The organism is Rhizobium sp. BR 362 (genome assembly GCF_036528765.1).
Lineage (GTDB): Bacteria > Pseudomonadota > Alphaproteobacteria > Rhizobiales > Rhizobiaceae > Rhizobium.
The window spans coordinates 370257-389081 of the sequence record NZ_JARWGH010000003.1; the positions used below are offsets into that span (position 1 = coordinate 370257).

General features: G+C 60.5%; 19 protein-coding genes. 12 read left to right on the forward strand and 7 right to left on the reverse strand.

The annotated features are described in order from the left end of the window. The first annotated feature begins 411 nt into the window (after positions 1 to 411). The 3 genes from QDY28_RS06290 to QDY28_RS06300 are packed head-to-tail and all read left to right on the forward strand — an operon-like array spanning position 412 to position 3363. The gene (locus QDY28_RS06290) at positions 412 to 1947 is read left to right on the forward strand and encodes a sensor histidine kinase (protein WP_331380878.1); all 1536 of its coding nucleotides are present in this window, start codon (positions 412 to 414) and stop codon (positions 1945 to 1947) included. Further along, entirely contained in the window at positions 1919 to 2959 is a 1041-nt protein-coding gene (locus tag QDY28_RS06295; RefSeq protein WP_331380824.1) for a peptidoglycan-binding domain-containing protein, read from the forward strand. Before QDY28_RS06290 ends, QDY28_RS06295 begins: the two co-directional genes overlap by 29 nt. Before the next feature lie 47 nt (positions 2960 to 3006). Beyond that, a complete protein-coding gene (locus QDY28_RS06300) occupies positions 3007 to 3363 on the forward strand; it encodes a DUF1491 family protein (RefSeq protein ID WP_331380825.1) in 357 nt (118 codons plus the stop codon). Between the two features lie 22 nt (positions 3364 to 3385). On the opposite strand, the gene QDY28_RS06305 is transcribed toward QDY28_RS06300, so the two are convergent. The 6 genes from QDY28_RS06305 to QDY28_RS06330 all read right to left on the reverse strand — a co-directional run bounded on the left by QDY28_RS06305 (position 3386) and on the right by QDY28_RS06330 (position 10025). Then, positions 3386 to 3907 carry a GFA family protein gene (locus tag QDY28_RS06305; protein WP_331380826.1) on the reverse strand — a complete coding sequence of 174 codons (522 nt, stop codon included), beginning with the start codon at positions 3905 to 3907 and terminating at the stop codon, positions 3386 to 3388. Between the two features lie 97 nt (positions 3908 to 4004). Next, positions 4005 to 5036, reverse strand: a complete 1032-nt coding sequence (locus QDY28_RS06310; RefSeq protein WP_331380827.1) for a DUF2336 domain-containing protein — start codon at positions 5034 to 5036, stop codon at positions 4005 to 4007. A gap of 478 nt (positions 5037 to 5514) precedes the next feature. After that, on the reverse strand, positions 5515 to 5721 hold the full coding sequence (locus tag QDY28_RS06315) for a hypothetical protein (RefSeq protein ID WP_331380828.1): 207 nt from the start codon (positions 5719 to 5721) through the stop codon (positions 5515 to 5517). A gap of 827 nt (positions 5722 to 6548) precedes the next feature. Beyond that, positions 6549 to 7097 (reverse strand): DUF1254 domain-containing protein, encoded by a 549-nt coding sequence (locus tag QDY28_RS06320; protein ID WP_331380829.1) that lies wholly within the window; start codon positions 7095 to 7097, stop codon positions 6549 to 6551. Further along, entirely contained in the window at positions 7090 to 7677 is a 588-nt protein-coding gene (locus QDY28_RS06325; RefSeq protein ID WP_331380830.1) for a DUF1214 domain-containing protein, read from the reverse strand. The genes QDY28_RS06320 and QDY28_RS06325 overlap by 8 nt, the downstream gene beginning before the upstream one ends. A gap of 152 nt (positions 7678 to 7829) precedes the next feature. Beyond that, complete coding sequence (locus tag QDY28_RS06330; RefSeq protein WP_331380831.1) at positions 7830 to 10025, reverse strand: transglycosylase domain-containing protein; 2196 nt, start codon at positions 10023 to 10025, stop codon at positions 7830 to 7832. A gap of 269 nt (positions 10026 to 10294) precedes the next feature. On the opposite strand from QDY28_RS06330, the gene QDY28_RS06335 reads away from it, so the two are divergent. Continuing rightward, on the forward strand, positions 10295 to 10780 hold the full coding sequence (locus QDY28_RS06335; RefSeq protein WP_028750817.1) for a YcgN family cysteine cluster protein: 486 nt from the start codon (positions 10295 to 10297) through the stop codon (positions 10778 to 10780). On the opposite strand, the gene QDY28_RS06340 is transcribed toward QDY28_RS06335, so the two are convergent. Beyond that, a complete protein-coding gene (locus QDY28_RS06340) occupies positions 10758 to 11087 on the reverse strand; it encodes an MmcQ/YjbR family DNA-binding protein (protein ID WP_331380832.1) in 330 nt (109 codons plus the stop codon). The two genes, QDY28_RS06335 and QDY28_RS06340, sit on opposite strands and share 23 nt — an antisense overlap. Positions 11088 to 11247: 160 nt before the next feature. Between QDY28_RS06340 and QDY28_RS06345 the strand changes: the two genes are divergently transcribed. From QDY28_RS06345 to QDY28_RS06380, 8 genes are all read left to right on the forward strand, one after another. Then, the gene (locus QDY28_RS06345) at positions 11248 to 11556 is read left to right on the forward strand and encodes a Dabb family protein (protein WP_331380833.1); all 309 of its coding nucleotides are present in this window, start codon (positions 11248 to 11250) and stop codon (positions 11554 to 11556) included. Between the two features lie 527 nt (positions 11557 to 12083). After that, positions 12084 to 12332, forward strand: coding sequence for a hypothetical protein (locus tag QDY28_RS06350; RefSeq protein ID WP_104822445.1), 249 nt, complete (start codon positions 12084 to 12086; stop codon positions 12330 to 12332). Between the two features lie 136 nt (positions 12333 to 12468). Further along, complete coding sequence (locus tag QDY28_RS06355) at positions 12469 to 13140, forward strand: response regulator transcription factor (protein WP_120703601.1); 672 nt, start codon at positions 12469 to 12471, stop codon at positions 13138 to 13140. Continuing rightward, positions 13130 to 14527, forward strand: coding sequence for a sensor histidine kinase (locus QDY28_RS06360; protein WP_331380834.1), 1398 nt, complete (start codon positions 13130 to 13132; stop codon positions 14525 to 14527). The genes QDY28_RS06355 and QDY28_RS06360 overlap by 11 nt, the downstream gene beginning before the upstream one ends. Positions 14528 to 14618: 91 nt before the next feature. Beyond that, the gene (locus QDY28_RS06365) at positions 14619 to 15050 is read left to right on the forward strand and encodes a hypothetical protein (RefSeq protein WP_331380835.1); all 432 of its coding nucleotides are present in this window, start codon (positions 14619 to 14621) and stop codon (positions 15048 to 15050) included. 95 nt (positions 15051 to 15145) lie between these two features. Next, a complete protein-coding gene (gene ccmI, locus QDY28_RS06370) occupies positions 15146 to 16297 on the forward strand; it encodes a c-type cytochrome biogenesis protein CcmI (RefSeq protein WP_331380836.1) in 1152 nt (383 codons plus the stop codon). After that, positions 16294 to 16743: a cytochrome c maturation protein CcmE gene (gene ccmE / locus QDY28_RS06375; RefSeq protein WP_028750825.1), complete on the forward strand. Its 450-nt coding sequence runs from the start codon at positions 16294 to 16296 to the stop codon at positions 16741 to 16743. Before ccmI ends, ccmE begins: the two co-directional genes overlap by 4 nt. Next, positions 16740 to 18728 carry a heme lyase CcmF/NrfE family subunit gene (locus tag QDY28_RS06380; RefSeq protein ID WP_331380837.1) on the forward strand — a complete coding sequence of 663 codons (1989 nt, stop codon included), beginning with the start codon at positions 16740 to 16742 and terminating at the stop codon, positions 18726 to 18728. Before ccmE ends, QDY28_RS06380 begins: the two co-directional genes overlap by 4 nt. Positions 18729 to 18825 lie beyond the last annotated feature (97 nt).

Below are 18825 nucleotides of genomic sequence, written 5' to 3' on the forward strand. Positions count from 1 at the left end.
ATGTACTCAAAGGCTATTCGACAGAGGACAACACCGCTTTTCAAAACTTGGATGCATTTTCGGCAAATTTGATTCAAATTGTAGCAATCTGCATTTCACGCGTATTTGTGTCGAATTGTAGCGATTGCTGTTAAGCATGTCTCGGCCGATCTGCCTGATATCCCGGGCCTTGCGGGCGCTGACCTCCGCGCAAAGGTTAACGTCCGACGGAAATCTAAATAAAATCCGCTGCTTACCTGCCGTTAACCACAAAAGCCAAAGGTCTCGCGAAGTGCGCCAAAACGAGATTTTCGGGCTTTTTCGACCGATCCGCGCACCCGTCCTTTATTCTTTCCTTAAGTCGCCAAGGCCTATTGTGCGGTTAAATAACGGACCGTTTGTACGGGTTTTAGTGTGCGCGTATTGAGTGACATGGCTGGCAGGGCTGGAGCCCTCGTGGACCGGGCAGGCGAAAGCTGGCTTTCCCGGACAAGCGGGAACGGTGAGGTCCGTGGACAGGAGCTGGCGATCCTGCGCCGGCTCGCGCTCGCCTCTTCCGTGGCGCTTGTCGTCGTTCCCACAGGGCTCTCCTTTATCACCAGTCCTGCCGTCGCGCTGCCGGTTGGCGTTGCCACGGTTTGCGCCGGCTTCCTGTTTTCCGCGGTCGGCACCATTGCTCTGTCGCGCCAGCGTCCGGCCCCCCGGCCGGTCGAGGCCGTCGTCGTTGAACATCGCGATCTGATGCTGGAAGCGGCCTGCGGTCTTGTACTCCTGTTTGATCCGCAGGGCAGCGTCACCGCCGTCGGCGGCCGCGATCGCGCCGAATTCCTGAGCTGGATGCGCGATCCCTCCGGCCGCGGCTTTGTCGAGCAGGTGCATGTCTCAGACCGCATCCTCTTCCTGCAGGCGGTCGATACGCTTCGCCAAGGCCGTGAAGCTCTCGGCGTCGATTTGCGTCTGGAACGTTCGGCCGTTGTCGAGGGCAACGATCAGTTCGTCCATATCCGCATGGAAATGACTGCGCGACGCGACGGCGAGGGCCGGTTGACCGGAATTGTCAGCCAGTCGCGTGATATTTCCTTCGATCAGCAGCTTCGCGAGCAGTCTGCACGCAAGGCGGCGGAGGCGGAATCGGCCAATGACGCCAAGTCGCGTTTTCTTGCCGCCGTCAGCCATGAGCTGCGCACGCCGCTCAATGCCATCCTGGGCTTTTCCGATATCCTCAGCGGCGAATACTTCGGCAAGCTTGAGAACAATCGCCAGCGCGAATATGTGAGCCTGATCCGCCAGTCCGGAGCGCACCTGCTGTCCGTGGTCAACACCATGCTCGACATGAGCAAGATCGAGGCCGGCCGCTACGAACTTCTGCTTGAGCCTTTCCCCATCGAAGCCTCCATCGGTGCTTGCGAAGCCATGCTGGCTCTGCAGGCGAAGGAAAAGGGCCTGACGTTGACCAGCCGGGTGCAACGCGGCCTCGGCGATATCGTCGCCGACCAGCGCGCCATCCAGCAGATACTCATCAACCTTGTCGGCAATGCCATCAAGTTCACCGACGCGGGCGGCGCCGTGACCATCGACGCGGCAATGACCGACGGAATGCTGAAGCTGTCGGTCAGCGACACCGGTATCGGCATCGCTACCGAGCGGCTCGCCTCGCTAGGCCAGCCCTTCGTGCAGATCCAGAACGATTATACACGCCGCTATGCCGGCACCGGGCTCGGCCTGTCGCTGGTCAAAGGGCTGGTGGCGCTGCATGGCGGCAGCTTCGCTATTGCTAGCGCACCGGGCGAGGGCACGGTCATCACGATCCTTATCCCGTTCGACGGCTCCGGCGCCGTGACGGTCCAGCAGCCTGTGGATGTCAACCGCATGGTCGATTTTCCGCCACGCCTGAAACATAATCTGGAGATGAGCGAGAAGCGAAAAGAGGAAGAGGTGAATGGCCCCGCAAAAGCGAAAATCGCCTAAGGGAAAGGGCAGGGCTAGGCGCAAGCAGCCTGGCCTTGTTTCCCAGGGGGCGGTTGCCGTTGGCAGCCTTGGCCTGCGCGGTGTTGGCGCGCTGGGCGGCCTCGGTGTGCGTGGTGTCGGTGCCTTGGCGACCTTGTGCGGCGGCGTTGTCGGCCGGCACCCGGCGGTCGCAGCCGGCATCGCGATCTTTTTCGCGGTCTTTGGTTTCGTGACTGCCAATGCGCTCTGGTATCAGTCGGGCGCCCATCCGTCGCCACTATTGCGCACGCGCGATCCCAACTCTCCCTATCAAATCCCCGGCCGCAGGGCCTTCCTGCGTGCGCAGCAGGCCGAAACGGGTAATGTCACCACGTTCCGCATCGAGCGGCAGGACACGCCATCCGCCAATGCGGCTGCACCCGCCGCACCAGTTCAGACCGCGAGCCTGCCGGCAACTCAGACGCCGGCTGCGGCCGGAACGGCGCCATCGAAGCTGGTTGCCGACGTGCAGGCCGAACTGATCCGCTGCGGCCTTTATGACGGTGCCGCCGACGGCGTCATCGGCTCGCGCACGACAGCCGCTATCTTGTTCTTTCAGGAAGCGTCCGGCCTGGCGCAAACCGGCCTAGCAAGTCCGGAGCTGCTGGCGGCGCTGAAAGCCAATGATCCCGGCACTCACGCCGCCTCCAAGACCACCGTTGCGGCCGTCCCGGCAGAGCGGCCCGTCAATGTCTCGGCCAAAACTTCTGCCATCGATCCCGTCGCCGCGGCCATTCAGAGCGCCGAGAAGGATATCAAGACTGGGACCGCGCCGAGGAGCGCGCCAAGCGATGCGGTCAATACGGTCAATATGGTGATGCAGATCCAGAAGGGCCTCAGCAACATCGCTTATAGCAATGTCAGCATCGACGGCGTTGCCGGCGAACAGACCAAGGCCGCTATTCGCCGGTTTCAGAAGCACTACCGGCTGCCGGAAACCGGCGAGCCGGACTTGGCGGTTCTGAAGAAGCTGCAGGACATCGGCGCGCTTTAATTCTTCCCTTGATTGCTTCGCTTCCGGCCGGCGGCTATAGCTCTGCCATGAGATTGCGCAGCGACATCTTCGTTTCCGCCTTGACCCGCCGTATTTTCGCCCGCGGCGATTTTGCCGCTGTGGAGCACAAGGGCGCGGAGGAGGCAGGAGCGATCTTCATTCGCCAGCGTTTTCGCGATGGGCTGGAAACCCTCTATGCCCCTGCTCCGCAAAGCGTCTTCGATGAAGAGGAGAGCGGGACGCGCCTCTTCGAAGTCCGTTTGGATCGGAGAGAACCGGAAGACGTCAGGCAGACGCTCGAACGTGAGCTGAAATTCGACCCCGATCTGTGGATCATCGAGCTGGAGACCGACGATATCGCCGATATCGTGCCGCTCGTCGAGCAACGCAGCAATCCTCTTTGATATAGGGATCACCCGATTGGCATCAGGGGAGGCGCTCCTTTGAGCCGGTCTCTGGCGGCCACTCGGCAGTGTCATGGTCGGGGTGCTGCCGGTTCGAGGCGATGATGCGGGGCAGGTATCCGTTGGGATCGACCGCGTATGTCGCCTGATCGCCCGGCAATTCATGCAAGGCAGAATACCAGGAGACTCTGCTCTCATTGCCATATTGAGCAACCGGCGGCACCTGATCGGGCTGGTCGAAGGTTCCCGCCAGAATGCCTATCTCTTCGAACTCCGGGTATTCGAAAATCATGGGCGTTCCGCAATCCTTGCAAAAGCCGCGTCGCGCCATGGCGGAGCTATGAAACCAGGAAAACGAGCCACGCGTCACCCGAAACGCCGTTTTCGCGACAGGGCAGATGACAGCGAAGGGACCGCCGACCGCTTTCTGGCACATCCGGCAATGGCACACATGCACGTTTTCAGGAGGAAGGTCGCAGGCAAAGCGGATGGCGCCGCATTGGCAGCCGCCGGTCAAAGGAAGGGCAGTCGTATCTTGGTCCATGTCACTATCCGCGCGTAAGAATCGGCCGACCAGCAATCAGACGCCTATGCTACCATGCAACGGGAAGAGGCGACACGCCAAGAACTTGTGGACTGGATCAACGCGACCGGCTGACGACCCGCAATTCGCGGATCGGACTCGCTTTGGCGCCGAAAAGCGGCGCAGCCGGGCGCGCCGCTGGCTTCTGTTCGGGCGGCAGATAGGTGTAGCTATCGGCGCGGCGCCAGGCTTCGACACGAGCGTGACTCTCCTCCGCATCGATGCTGTCCAGCACCAGCCAAGCCCGGCTGACGCTGCCATGCTGTTCGGCCAGATGCGGATAGAAGCGTTCCAGCGCATAGACAGCATCCGCAAAACCCATGCCAAGGCTCGTCAGCGTCACCGCCAGTTGCTGACCGGACGTATCGATCATGATGCGCTCGGCAAGCCAGCGGCTGGAGGAAAGCGCGTCGGCAAGCGTCGCGGCAAATTGTTGTGCCTCACGCTCTCGCGCGAAACGCACCAGCAACGCTTCCTGCACATCCGAAAGGCTGCGCAGGCCCAGACGGTTGTTGTCGTCACGGGCGAGATGGCGGGCGACCTGCTTGATCTTTTGCCGCAGGGCTTCCTCACGGGCGAGGCGCTCCGCCTCGATATCCGTAGCGCGCGCTTCGGCCGCCGAGGCCGGAGAGATAACGGCAGGCGAGATCCCCGATATGGTCATGCCGCGTTCGGGCTCGGCCTGGTGCAGGCTGACGAGGGCGTCGATGACTTTCGGGGACAGCGACGGTCGGCGAACGATCGCTTTTGCGTGCGCTGCGCCCTGCGTGCGGGCGATGGTAATCAGCGTATCGTCGTCGATCGCTTGCGAACTCGTCAGGAATGGCGCGGCGATGGCGATCGGCTGGCAGCCGATGAAAAGGGAGACGGCCGGCGGCACGGTCGCGCATTGCGAGAGCGCGGCAACTGCCTGACGTTTTGCTTCCTCGGACGAGGCCTGGAAGAGAGGGGTGAAGAGCTCGGCAAACTGGCGAAGCTCCGATTTCGAAGGATGATTGAGACCCTCGAAACTGGTGACCGTCGCCATCAGAACCACATCTTTCTTGCGGACTGTCGCAGGCTCTTCGAGATCTCGAAACCGGTCACGCACGCCAACACCCATACTGATACGCAAAACAAAAAAGACGGGAACCGGATCGGTAAATCCATGTGGCGCAGCCTATTCCTTTGGCCGAGCCGGAGCGCGCTTTGGTTCTCGCGGGCGCAATCGGGGTTGGCTATCGAAACGGGCGTGGACACGGTTGTCCTGATCTGGCTTTTTCGGGAGAGTAAGGTGCGCAGGGTTAACGGTTGGTGAAAACTTTATTAAAATCCAAATAAAAATTGCGCGTTAAGCTTGCGCGAGGATAACGGCCGAATTTTTGCCGGACTGGCTGCTTCTGCGCTCCAGTCAACATAGATGGAAACTGCTTGGCTGTGAGGCGCTGACAAGGATATGCAACTTATAAGGGCGATGAGGGTGCGCCCTGTCTGCATAGGAAGGTTGCCTTGGCGAAGAACTCGGCGCCCCAGAGCCGATCCTCTTTGAAATGGCAATTTTGAGGACTTTGGCTTGCGCCATTGGCGGGTCAGAGACCCTTATACTCCCGCAGGGCCGTCAAAAGTCTTTCGGAGGTGTTGTAGCCGGATTGAAACAGGCCGATTGCCGCCGTCGCCGCGAACTGTGCCTCGGTGCTTTTGATATCGACACGCTTCTCCAGGCACCATTTATCCAACGCGCCGCGCAGCACGATAATGTCCTCCGGGGAGAAGAAGGAATTAGCCGTCGCGAGCATTGGGGTGTCCTCTGTTTCACCCGTTACAATACGTTAAATTTTGGTTGCCGCAAATAATATTTGCATGACACTTTTCTGCAACGCGCCTCCTGGGCAGCAATTTGCCGATAAATTCGCTTATTTCTCTAAAGATATGATTCCGCAATGTTTTATGCCGGAAGTGATTCCAGAGATTTTTACATCGCCTATGAAACCAAATCCGTCCTCCCGGCGTTAGATGATCACGGCGCCGCGAGAGCCGAGGGAGTACCAAAGTGAGGCGCGGCAATGTTTAGCATTCTGTTAACTACAGTATGTCTCAATTCGGGTGATAACGGCGATTTGCAGAGTTTAGTCGTATGGTTGTTCGCATGGCCGCCACAGTTGGGCGTCCATGTCACGGTGTCTGGGGAATGCCGTGAGAATGGCGCGAATGCCCTTTGTCCCAGCCGCAGGAGGCGGTGAAGACTTGAGGGAGCGCCAGCCCGCTTGGGAATAGCGGGCAGGGTGAAATTAATCGCAAATTCATCCGTCTCGGGCCGTAAATGGAGACGAGAATGACAGAGATCATATCCCTTTTAGACCGAAGATCCCGGTTGCCGCTGCGGCCTCAGAAGGAGTCCGTCGAGGCGAAGATTCTTCTTTTCACCGGCGTGCGTTACGAGCGCCTTGATGCCAGCTCTCATCGCCCCGGGACGGGACCGAAACGCGCTAAGGGTAAATAGTTCGGCGCTTATGTCTGCGAAATGTCCCGGCGCAACCATGCCGGGCGATTTCGGTGCGGCAGCCTGCCACGCTCCTCCTGCGATTGCCGGTCCTTAGATCCGTTCTCCGCTTCGCAACCAATCTCACCGTCCATCAAATACATCGCATCCCGCTTCGGAGAGGAAGTCCCGGGCGGCATCGTCGAAGCTTGCCTGCGGCGCCATCGTGCGTAGCACGACATAACCCTCTGCACGCGGCGCTTCGACGAGGATCGATTGTGCGAGTGACGGAGGCAGCGCCTTGCGGATACCCGTGAGTTGGATCGGCGAGGCGAGCAGCAAATCCAGCACGCCGCCGACTGAGGTGCGGTCGCTCATGCTGAAGACCTCGTTCGATGCGGCGTCATAGATCGACAGCGACCAGAACGGCACCTTTCCCTTAGCCGTCAGCCGGATCGGCTGAGTTTCGATGTCGAAGGCACAGACGGCCGTGCGGATATAGGGATCGCTATTGGACAGCCCTGCATCGTCGTCCTTGTCCTCCAGCGTATAGAAGTGGTTCTCGTCGCCCTCATCCTCGACGCGGGTATAGGCGTCGCGGTCGGAAAAATGCGGCAGGGAGAGGATGATGATGACGTGCAGGAGCGTGGCGCCAAGCAGGCCGGTCAAAATAGCGAAGATTACCCTAAACATGGCCGCACCCGATTTTATCGAGCTTCGGCATCGATAGATCGATGAGGCCGGAATTGCCTGCCGCAGGCGAATCCAAGAGCGTCCACACCAGGCGGAAGCTGCCGGAAGCGGGCAGCGCCAGCCAATTGCCCGCATGCGCGTCCGGCGAAACGGTGATGGTGAAGCTCGAATCCGGATTGCGCAACACGATCCAGGAATTGAGCGCTGAGGGCCGGCCGGTAGAGTCGCCAAGTGGCTCGCCGTCGTTACCGGCGATGAACAGCGTCCACAGCCGCGCCGGCGGCGTCTGGCCGCTGATGCGGTAACTGCATCCCGCCGTCAGCCGCGCGCCGGAATCATCATCGGAGGCGGTGAAGACCAGCCCCTCCGCAGTGCCGTAGAGCAACCGCCCGGCTCGGGCGCGATGCGATTTCGCATAGGGATCGGCGTCGACCGTGTGCATTTCGGGAAATGACTGCCAGGCGCCAAGCTTGATCGCGCCGAAGCCTGAGGTCGCGTCCAATGTAAAAAGCGTGAAGAGGATTCCCCCGCCAAAGGCGATCACCAGCGAAAGCGCAACAAGAAGGGGAACCCGGAACACTCTAAGATCGTCCTCGTGACCAATCAGAGCGCCGATTTATCCCTGATTCTAACGTACGGGGGAAGTGCAGGCGGCTGCCTGCCGAACCAAAACGAGCAGAGGCAACAGGTCGGTTCCGAATTGACGGGCATAAAAGCGCAGATCCGCCAATTTTACTCCGCCGCCGCCACCTTCTGCGCGGCAAGCGGCGCTGCCGCCTTCAGCTTCTCGCCGATATCGCGCAGGATCCTCGTGGAATCCACCGACAGCGAACGCGGGCGGATGAGCGGGGGCAGGGGATTATCATCCGGCGTCGCAGCTTTCTTGGCGGCCGCGGTCTGCGGTTTTTGCACCGGGAAAGGATTGTCGATGCCGGGGATCGGCTTCAGCACGATCCCCTGGTGGGCATAGTCCATGATCTTCTTGAACGTCATGGCCGGCAGCGTGCCGCCCGTCATGTTGTTGGTCGAGGTGTAGTCGTCGTTGCCGAACCAGACAGCGCAGGTGTAGTTGCCGGTAAAGCCGATGAACCATGCATCGCGATAGGCCTGCGTCGTACCGGTCTTGCCGCCGACGACGATGCCACGGTCGAGCGCTGCCCTGCGGCCCGTACCGATCACCGGTATCTGCGTCAGCATCTGGTTCATATAGGCCGCGGCTTTTTCGCTGAGGACGCGTTTGGCCGGCGGCTCGTCGCGCGCGAAATCATAGAGCACCTTGCCGTCATAGCCCATGATCTGCGCGATGCCATGCCGGCGTGATTGCAAGCCGTCGGCCGGGAAGACGGCATAGGCCGTCGCCTGATCGAGCACGGTGACTTCCGAGGTGCCGATCGGAATGGTCTTGTCGTTGCGGATCGGCGTCTCCACGCCCATGGCCTTCGCCATGTCGCGGATCGGCTGGATGCCGAATTTCTCCTTGGCGAGGCGAACCGGAATGGTGTTGATGGACTGCGCGATCGCTTGCGTCAGCGTCACCTTGCCTTCGTAGCGGTTTTCATAATTGTGCGGGCTCCAATTGCCCCAGGTGATCGGCGCGTCGACGATGGTCGACGTCGGCGTCATGCCCTTCTCCATGGCGACGGAATAGGTGTAGATCTTGAAGGACGAGCCCGGCTGGCGCAGTGCCTTGGTGGCACGGTTGAACTGGCTTTCTCCATAATCCCGGCCGCCGACCATGGCGCGCACCGCACCGCCGTTCTCGATCATGACGCTCGCGCCCTGCTTGGCGTGATAGCGCTCGCCATATTCCATCAGGCTGGATTCGATCGAATCCTCCGTTGCCTTCTGCAGGCCCATGTCGATGGTCGTGCGGACGATCAGCGAACGCTCGGGGAAGTGGACGGCCAGCCGCTGTACCTCGTCGAAGGCCCAGTCGAGAAAGAAATCCGGGGATTCGATTTGGGCGCGGTCAACGACGGAGGCGGGGTTGCGCCTGGCGGCAATGACCTGTCCTTCGGTCATCAAACCGCTTTGTACGAGGTTGGTGAGGACATCGTTGGCGCGGGCGCGTGCTGCCGGGAGGTTGACATGCGGCGCGTATTTCGCCGGTGCCTTGAACAGACCTGCGAGCATCGCCGCCTCGGCCAGGTTGACGTCGCTGATGCTCTTGCCGAAATAGAACTGCGCTGCCGCCGCAGCACCAAAGGTTCCGCCGCCCATATAAGTGCGATCGAGATAGAGGCTGAGGATCTGCTTCTTGGAAAGATTGGCCTCCAGCCAGATCGCGAGGAAGGCTTCCTTGATCTTGCGGTCGATCGAGCGCTCATTGCTAAGGAAGATGTTCTTGGCGAGCTGTTGCGTCAGCGTAGAGCCGCCCTGGACGACGCCGCCAGCCTGCGCATTGACCGTCAATGCCCGGAAGAGGCCGAAGACATCGATGCCGAAATGGTCGAAGAAGCGGCGATCCTCGGTCGCCAGCACCGCTTTGATGAAATAGTCCGGCAATTGGTCCACCGGCACTGAGTTTTCGTGAATGATGCCGCGATGGCCGATGACACTGCCGTAACGATCGAGGAATGTGACGGCGAAGTTGCCGCGATTGCGCCAGTCGCCTTGCGTGGCTTCGAAAGCCGGCATGGCGAGCATGAGCAAGACAACGGAACCGGCGGTGCCGAGCGTCAGCCCCTCGCCAAGCAGTTCGAACAGGATGCGCCTCCACCCGCGAGTGCGAAACCTGCGGAAGAAAATTGTGATATCTTCCCAGAGCTCCGCAAGGCGAAAGCCTGCGTTCCATAGGGTAGAGTCGATCCAGGAATCAATGCGCAGGAAAAAATGGCGCTTCCGGCGTGGCCGCTGTTCCGCTTGGCCTTCCGGCTGTGTATCGGGCTTGGTCTCTGGCCCGCTTTCTGGGTTGGATGGGTCTTCCACGCTCTACTTCCCGACCACAATGCCGCGCCGCGTATTCCTCTACAGCGCCGCGCGTCACATGTGACGCGCAAAGGTTGCTGTAGCACTTTAAATCTGCTGCATAATTTTATCCTTAAATCGGTTCCGATTGTAAGGAATTATGCAGAAGGACACGCAAAGCCTACCTCTCATAGACCGGCCAATTGAATAATTGGTTGATTTAGGGAAAAGAACAAGAGACATGCATGCCGCAGCCCGCATTTCCCTCGCGAGCGGCGAGGACGACGACGATGGACGACATACCTTTTTGGAAAAGCAAGACCCTGACGGAGATGAGCACACCCGAATGGGAAAGCCTGTGTGACGGCTGCGGTCTCTGTTGTCTGAACAAGCTCGAAGAGTGGGATTCCGGGGACGTCTATTTCACCTCGATCCGCTGCAAGTTGATGGACGGCGAAAGCTGTCGCTGCACCAGCTACCCGAACCGCTGGGATTTCGTGCCCGATTGCGTGCAACTGACGCCAGAAAAAGTTCCGGAGCTGGAATGGTTGCCGCCCACCTGCGCCTATCGCCTCGTCAATGAGGGGCGCGACCTCTACTGGTGGCATCCGCTGATTTCAGGCGATCCCGAAACAGTTCACATAGCCCGCGTCTCCGCCCGCGGTCGCACGGTCAGCGAAAACGATGTCGATCTCGATGACTTCGAGGAATATATCGTCGACTGGCCGTTGACGGTGGAAGACGACATGGAGGCTAGTCCCCCGGCAAAGCCATAGATTTCGGCGCCACATTGCGCCAGGACTGCCGCACGAGCGCGCGGGTCATCTCGTCATCCAAGATATGGTAAAGAAGTCGTGTCCAGCCCTTGAGCCCCCACGCACCCGGCACGGGGAGAATGTGCTCCAATACGGTCGCCAGCACCATCTGCTGCTGGTCTGGCGTCAGCTTGACAACACAGAATTCCGGGCTTGGAAGCGTCAGGTAAATTTTGCCGCGAACGCGAAAATCCCGGTTTCCAAAATGCGAGCTCTCCACCGTCTCGGGCAGGCTGTGCGCAAGGGAAATCAGGTCGTCGTCCGTCATGCTTGAAAGATTAACATAGAAGCGGATTGCTCTGTAGCCACTCGCTTCTCTCCGCCTCTTGCGACGAAAGGGCCGCCCCCTCTGAGGCCGTCTCTCGTTGAAATGACCGGATACGCATGATATCGCCCGGTACCTTCGCCAATGCATAGGGAGCCTCCGCGTGATCCGTCATATCGTCTTCTTCACCGTTCCCGATCGCGCCAATCTCGAAGCCGTAAGATCCGGTCTGTCGATCCTGACGGCTATTCCGCATGCGCGCCTGCTGGAGATCGGAACGAATGTGAAGACCGATCAGCTCGGCACCGATATCGATCTTGTGGTCTACGGCGAATTCGACGACGAAGCGGCCTTGGCGGCCTACAAGGCGCATCCGAACTATCAGCTCTCCATCGAGCGGGTCCGCCCGTTGCGCGAAATGCGCATCGCCGCGGACTATGAGAGCACGACGGCGGTGCGAAAGCCGCTATAGCAAGATCCTGAAGGCGCAGCTCTTCGTCAATATTTCAAGAGCTTGGATGGCCTCACGGAATCAAGTTCGCCGCTCGCGGATTCATCGCGTGAAGTTTCTGATTCAACTGTTCACGTCTTGAACCCAATGCTCGAAAACATGGCGCGAAGCGCTTCAAACGACTCAAGAAAACCGCCGTGTTTTACGTGCGCAAAACACTTGAAGACCAATTGCATTGGCCAATAAACCGTCGCCGCTCTCGGCGAGTTTATGCGTTGATGATAATCAAGATAGATTAAAAATGACTGACTTTTTATCGCGTGCGCCGTCGATATTGGTTCCGCGGCTGAGATCGGAGCGGTTGGCAAGCCGCAGCCGGCACATCGCTGTTCCCGTCGCTGTCCGGTCGAATTAACACAAGAGCTTAAAGGCGAAGGACGCCGGCTCGCACGTTCTGCGCGTGGAAAATCACGCCCCATTCATTTGCCATTCAGACGCGTTTGGGTAAATATTTGCTCAAGTTAATGTCCCCGTGGGAAGTCTGGAGCATGGCATCATTTCTGAGCATAGCAGCAGCGGCCGCCATCATGGCTGGCTCGGCTGTTCTGCCGACGCCGACGCCGACCCTGGTGGCGCGTGCGAACAGCGACTGCAGCGAGGCCGCCGCCGAAGTGGTTGCAAAGACAGGGGGGCAGCTCCTTTCCGCACAGCCGTCAGGTGATAGCTGTGTCATCACCGTTCTCGTCCAGGGCAACGGCCAGCGCCCGCGCAAGGTGACCATGAAGGTGCCGATGTAAGTGAAGACACTTTCACGCCGACGCGCAAAGGACTCTTTAACGCTTTGAATTTCACGCAAAATCTTTACGGTCGAGTGATTCCACCCTGGCCTGATTTGCAGTACTATTTCTCGAACCGGGGAAATTGGGTCGAAAGATGCGCATTCTAATAGTCGAAGACGATATCAATTTGAATCGGCAGCTTGCCGAAGCCTTGAAAGAGGCGGGCTATGTGGTCGATACCGCTTTCGACGGCGAAGAGGGGCACTTTCTCGGTGAGACCGAGCCCTATGACGCCATCATTCTCGATATTGGCCTGCCGGAAATGGACGGGATCACCGTTCTGGAGAAGTGGCGCGGCGCGGGCCGGGGGATGCCAGTGCTGATCCTGACGGCGCGCGATCGTTGGAGCGACAAGGTCGCCGGCATCGATGCGGGCGCAGACGACTATGTCGCCAAGCCTTTTCACGTAGAAGAGGTGCTGGCCCGCATCCGGGCGTTGATCCGCCGCGCTGCCGGCCATTCTTCGTCTGAAATCATCTGCGGGCCGGTCCGCCTCGACACCAAGAGCTCGAAGGCCACGGTCGACGGCAAGCCGCTGAAGCTCACCTCGCACGAGTACAGGCTGCTTGCCTATCTCATGCATCACAAGGGCGAGGTCGTGTCGCGCACGGAGCTGGTCGAGCACATGTATGACCAGGATTTCGACCGCGATTCCAACACGATCGAAGTTTTTGTCGGCCGTCTGCGCAAGAAGATGGGCGTCGATCTGATCGAAACAGTACGGGGTCTCGGCTATCGTATCCAAGCGCCGACCAATGCGAATTAAGTCACTTACCGCCCGCGTTCTGCTGTTGACCACACTCTGGTCCGCCGTTGCGCTGGTGGTGATCGGCCTTGTCATCTCCAATATCTATCGCAAGAGCGCCGAACGCGGTTTTCAGGACTTGCTAAGAGCGCAGCTCTATAACGTCATCAACTCCGTGACGATCGGCGATCAGGGGGCGCTATCTGGCAGCCCGCAGCTTGGTGACCTGCGTTTCGCTCAGCCGAAGACCGGCTGGTACTGGATGGTCGAACCGCTCGGTACTTACACGGCGACGCCATTGGTTTCGCCCTCGCTCGGCGCGTCGAGCCTGCCCGTTCTTTCCGTCCTGGAAGCACCCTTCGACAAGAATTACGAACGCTATTACGTCGTCACCGACGCCTTCGGAAACCAGGTTCAGGTTGCCGAAACCGAGGTCGTGCTCGATACCGACGGACGCGCCGCGCGCTTCCGCGTCACCGGCAACGTCGCCGTGGTGGAGGACGATGTCCGCAATTTCTCCCACAGCCTCTATTTCGCCCTCGTCGGCTTCGGCGTCGGCAGCCTCGTCGTCAATGCCCTCGCCATTCTCTATGGCCTGATGCCGCTCGATAAGGCGCGCGGGGCGCTGGAGCGTATCCGTGCCGGCGAGAGCGAACGATTGCACGGCGATTTCCCGCGCGAAATCCTGCCACTCGCCAACGAGGTCAATGCCCTCATCGACAGCAACCGCCGCATTGTGGAGCGGGCGCGCATGCAGGTCGGCAATCTCGCCCATTCGCTGAAGACGCCGATCGCCGTTTTGCTGAACGAGTCCCGCGTGCTGGAACGCTCGCACGGCGATCTCGTCAAGAACCAGGCCGAGGTCATGCAGGGGCAGGTCCAATCCTACCTCAACCGTGCCCGCATCGCCGCGCAGCGCGAATCCGTGCTAGCCCGTACCGAAGCGGAGCCGGCGCTGGAGCGGCTGGTGCGCGTCATGCGGCGGCTCAATGCCGATAAAGAATTCGAGCTTTCCGTTTCGCCGCACCTGCAACTCGCCATGGAGCAACAGGATCTGGAGGAAACGGTCGGTAATCTCCTGGAAAATGCCGCTCGTTTCGCCGAACACAAGGTGCGCGTCGCAGCCAACGAGGCGCCGGCCGAAGTGAAGGGCATCGATCCGGCGCGACGCCACTGGGTGGAGCTGGTCGTCGAGGACGATGGGCCTGGCCTGGAGCCGGATCAGATCCGGGAGGCAATGAAGCGGGGCCGCAGGCTGGATGAAAGCAAGCCGGGCACCGGTCTCGGCCTGTCGATCGTCACCGAGATCACCAACGAATATCAGGGGCGGTTCGAGCTGTCCCGTGGTTCCTGGGGCGGACTTCGCGCCAGCCTAATTCTACCGGGGGTAACAAAGGATGTTGCGTGATGCGCGGCGTGATGCCAGAAAGACGCGGTGCGCCATGGTGTTGCCGCATCGCAGTACCTCTAGTTTTGCTCGTTGATACTGGTTCGGTTGTATGAAGCTTCGTACTTTTTTCCTTGCTCCGTCCCTTCTTGCCGTCATCGCTCTTTCCGGCTGCTCGACCACCAGCGGCAAAGGCGGCGTCACGGGCTTTCTCTCTTCCTCGAGCAAGCCGGCGGCTTCGGCGCGTTATATCTCGGCCTTGGAAGGCGGCATCGTCGGCCGCACCGGCATCAAGCTCAGCGACAATGACAAGCAGCGGGCGCTGGAGGCAGAATATCGGGCCCTGGAAACCGCACCGCTCGGTCAGCCGGTCGCCTGGAGCGGCAAGAACGTCAGCGGCCAGGTCGTGGCCGCCGCTCCCTATCAGGTCGGCTCCCAAAATTGCCGGCAATATACCCATACGATCACGGTCGACGACAAGCCGACCCAGGCGAGGGGCGCTGCCTGCCGCAACGACGATGGCACCTGGACGCCGCTGAACTAGGTCACCACTCTGGAAATCGCGGCTAAACGCCTCAAATCTTCGTCAGCGGGGCTTTGACAGTTGGAATAAGCGCCCCGTTAAAGTATTGGGCGTCTATGCTGTTCTGGATTCTCGTGGCCGTTCTGACGGCCGTTGTCGGTGCCGTCCTGCTCTATCCCCTTCTGCGTGGAGCAAAGGTGGCTGACGACGGTCGTGCCGGCGAAGCTGCCGTCTATCGCGATCAACTTCGGGAGCTGGACCGCGATCTCGCCGGCGGCTTGATTTCCGCGGAAGAGGCGGGCTATGCCCGCGCCGAAATCGGCCGCCGCCTTCTCGCCATTTCGAATGCCGAACGGGGTGTCGAAAAAAAGCCCGCGGGCGGCCATTACTTTTCCCAGGCCTTCATCATCGTCCTGCTGCCGATCGTCTGTCTCTGCCTCTATCTCGCCAAGGGCGATCCCGGTCTGCCTTCGCAGCCGCTGCAGGCGCGTCTCGATCATCCCGGCAATGATCTCGCGATCTCGATCGTCAAGGTCGAGCAGCATCTGGCGCAGCATCCGGACGACGGCAAGGGGTGGGAAGTGCTGGCGCCGATCTACCTTAAGACCAACCGCATCGGCGACGCGGAGGTTGCCTACCGCAATGTCATTCGTCTGCTCGGCGCGAATGCGGAGCGACTTGGCAATCTGGGTGAAATTCTGATCATGAAGGCCGACGGCGTCGTGACGGCGGAGGCGCGCACCACATTGCAGCAATCCCTTGCGCTCGATGCGAATAATCCCCGTGCGCTCTTCTATCTGGCCTTGGCATTGGAGCAGGATGGCAAGGTGGCGGAAGCCAAAACTGCCTTCGAGGCGCTGGCGAAGCAATCGCCTGCCGATGCGCCCTGGATGGCTGCCGTCAACGATCATATCGCCAAGAACGGCGGCACGGCCGATATGGCCGCAGCAGCGCCGGCAAACGCCAATGCGCCTGGAAATCCGACCAGCGAGCAGGTCGCCGCCGCCGAGGCCATGAACAGCGGCGACCGTCAGCAAATGATCCGCGGCATGGTCGAAAGCCTCGACGCCAAACTTAAGGAAGATCCGAGGAACTTCGAAGGCTGGATGCGGTTGATCCGTTCCTATGCCGTGTTGAATGACAAGGACCACGCGGCGGATGCGCTGAAGCGCGGCCTGAAAGCTTTCCCCGCCGATGGCGACGAAGGCAAGCAGCTTGTGGCACTGGCGAAGGAGCTGGGATTGCCGACGGAGGTAACGCAGCAGTGACCCGCAAGCAGAAACGTCTGGCCGTCATTGCCGGCGGCATGAGCTTCATCGCCGCCGCCGTGCTACTCGTTCTCTTCGCCTTCAGCCAGTCTGTCGCTTATTTCTATATGCCGGCCGACCTCGCCAAGAACCCGGTCAGCGCCGGCACGCTGATCCGCCTCGGCGGTCTCGTCGGTCAGGGCAGTCTGGTGCGCGGCCAGGGAACGCAGGTTCAGTTTTCCGTCACCGACGGCACCGACGCGATCAAAGTCAAATATAATGGTATCCTGCCGGATCTCTTCCGCGAGGGGCAGGGCGTGGTCACGGAAGGCAGGTTCGAACCCGGCAGCGACGTCTTTGTTGCCGACAGTGTGCTTGCCAAGCATGACGAGCGCTATATGCCGAAGGAAGTCGCCGACAAGCTGAAGGCGGACGGCGTCTGGAAAGGCGAGGAAGCAAGCCAATGATCATCGAGCTCGGACACTATGCGCTGGTGCTGGCGCTTGCGACCGCGATCATCGTGTCGATCATCCCGGTCGTCGGTGCCCGGCGGGGCGAATTGTCGATGATGGACATCGCGCCGGTCGGCGCCGTCGTCATGTTTGCGCTGGTTGCCTTTTCCTTCGGTGTGTTGACCTACGCCTATGTCGTCTCCGATTTTTCGGTCCTGAACGTCTGGGAGAATTCCCATTCGCTGATGCCGCTGATCTTCAGGATTTCCGGTGTCTGGGGCAATCACGAAGGATCGATGATGCTCTGGCTGCTGATCCTGGCGCTATTCAGCGCCCTGGTGGCGCTGTTCGGGCGCAATCTACCGGATACGTTGCGCGCCAACGTGCTCGCGGTGCAGTCCTGGATTTCGGCCGCCTTTCTGATCTTCATCCTTTTGACCTCCAATCCGTTTCTCCGTCTCAATCCGGCGCCTGCCGAAGGCAAGGACCTCAATCCGGTGCTGCAGGATATCGGCTTGGCGATCCATCCGCCGCTGCTTTATCTCGGCTATGTCGGCTTCTCGATCTGCTTTTCCTTCGCCGTCGCCGCTCTGCTCGAAGGCCGTATCGATGCCGCCTGGGCGCGCTGGGTTCGTCCCTGGACGCTCGCTGCCTGGACCTTTCTGACGCTCGGCATCGCCATGGGCTCCTACTGGGCCTATTACGAGCTCGGCTGGGGCGGCTGGTGGTTCTGGGATCCGGTGGAGAACGCCTCCTTCATGCCTTGGCTGGCGGGCACGGCGCTCCTGCATTCCGCCGTTGTCATGGAGAAGCGCGATGCGCTGAAGATCTGGACGGTTCTTCTGGCGATCCTGACATTCTCGTTGTCGTTGCTCGGCACCTTCCTGGTGCGCTCCGGCGTGCTCACCTCAGTGCATTCCTTTGCCAGCGATCCGACGCGCGGCATCTTCATTCTCTGCATCCTCCTGATCTTCATCGGCGGCGCCCTGGCGCTCTTTGCGCTGCGCGCCCCGCGGCTTGCCGCCGGCGGTCTGTTCGCGCCGATCTCGCGTGAGGGATCATTGGTGCTGAACAACCTCATCCTGACGGTTGCCTGCGGCACGGTGCTGACGGGCACGCTTTATCCGCTGGCGCTGGAAACGTTGACTGGCGATAAGATTTCCGTCGGCCCACCGTTCTTCAACATGACCTTCGGGCTGCTGATGACGCCTATCCTGATCGCCGTTCCCTTCGGGCCGCTGCTTTCCTGGAAGCGCGGCGATCTGCTCGGCGTGCTGCAGCGGCTCTATGTCGCCGCCGGCCTCGCCCTGGTCGCCGGCCTCATCCTGTTCTACATCCGCCATGGCGGACCGGTGCTTGCCGTTTTCGGCCTTGCCGCCGGTTTCTTCCTGCTCTTCGGCGCAGTCACCGATCTCTGGTATCGCGCCGGTGCCGGCAAGGTAGCTGGGGATGTCGCGTGGCGGCGCCTGCTCGGTCTGCCGCGTTCGGCCTTCGGGACGGCGCTCGCCCATGCAGGGCTTGGCATCACCGTGCTTGGCATCATCGCGGTCACGACATTCCAATCCGAAAACATCACCGAGATGAAGCCGGGCGGCACGGCCGAACTCGGCGGCTACACGCTGCGCTTCGACAGCATTCAGCCGGGTGTCGGCCCGAATTACACCGAGGATCGCGCCAGCTTTACGGTCAGCCGCGGCGGCGTTGCCGTCGCCAACGTCTCGTCGGCCAAACGCATCTTCACCGCCGGCCGCACCGCCACGACCGAGGCCGGCATTCTGACGCTTGGTCTCAGCCAGCTTTATGTCTCGCTCGGCGATCCCACCAATGATGGCGGCATGGTCGTGCGCATCTGGTGGAAGCCCTTTATCATCTGCATCTGGGGCGGCGCCATCGTCATGGCGGTGGGCGGTTTCGTCTCCCTCAGCGACCGCCGTCTGCGCATCGGAGCGCCGAGCCGCAAGGCAAAGCCGGTTCGTCCGGCAATGGAGCCGGCGGAATGAAGCGCGCGTGGCAATTTTCCCTTCTCCCCGGCGCGGAAAAGGTGTCCGAAGGGCGGATGAGGGGGGCGAGGAGCGGCAGCGACGCGCGCTTTGAGCG

Coding starts and splice junctions, on each gene's coding strand:
- QDY28_RS06365 (WP_331380835.1), top strand. CDS start 14,619: ATGAAGCTTCGTACTTTTTTCCTTGCTCCGTCCCTTCTTGCCGTCATC.
- QDY28_RS06355 (WP_120703601.1), top strand. CDS start 12,469: ATGCGCATTCTAATAGTCGAAGACGATATCAATTTGAATCGGCAGCTT.
- QDY28_RS06300 (WP_331380825.1), top strand. CDS start 3,007: ATGAGATTGCGCAGCGACATCTTCGTTTCCGCCTTGACCCGCCGTATT.
- QDY28_RS06340 (WP_331380832.1), bottom strand. CDS start 11,087: ATGACGGACGACGACCTGATTTCCCTTGCGCACAGCCTGCCCGAGACG.
- QDY28_RS06360 (WP_331380834.1), top strand. CDS start 13,130: ATGCGAATTAAGTCACTTACCGCCCGCGTTCTGCTGTTGACCACACTC.
- QDY28_RS06320 (WP_331380829.1), bottom strand. CDS start 7,097: ATGTTTAGGGTAATCTTCGCTATTTTGACCGGCCTGCTTGGCGCCACG.
- QDY28_RS06295 (WP_331380824.1), top strand. CDS start 1,919: ATGGCCCCGCAAAAGCGAAAATCGCCTAAGGGAAAGGGCAGGGCTAGG.
- QDY28_RS06290 (WP_331380878.1), top strand. CDS start 412: ATGGCTGGCAGGGCTGGAGCCCTCGTGGACCGGGCAGGCGAAAGCTGG.
- ccmI (WP_331380836.1), top strand. CDS start 15,146: ATGCTGTTCTGGATTCTCGTGGCCGTTCTGACGGCCGTTGTCGGTGCC.
- QDY28_RS06380 (WP_331380837.1), top strand. CDS start 16,740: ATGATCATCGAGCTCGGACACTATGCGCTGGTGCTGGCGCTTGCGACC.
- QDY28_RS06315 (WP_331380828.1), bottom strand. CDS start 5,721: ATGCTCGCGACGGCTAATTCCTTCTTCTCCCCGGAGGACATTATCGTG.
- QDY28_RS06350 (WP_104822445.1), top strand. CDS start 12,084: ATGGCATCATTTCTGAGCATAGCAGCAGCGGCCGCCATCATGGCTGGC.
- QDY28_RS06335 (WP_028750817.1), top strand. CDS start 10,295: ATGGACGACATACCTTTTTGGAAAAGCAAGACCCTGACGGAGATGAGC.
- QDY28_RS06305 (WP_331380826.1), bottom strand. CDS start 3,907: ATGGACCAAGATACGACTGCCCTTCCTTTGACCGGCGGCTGCCAATGC.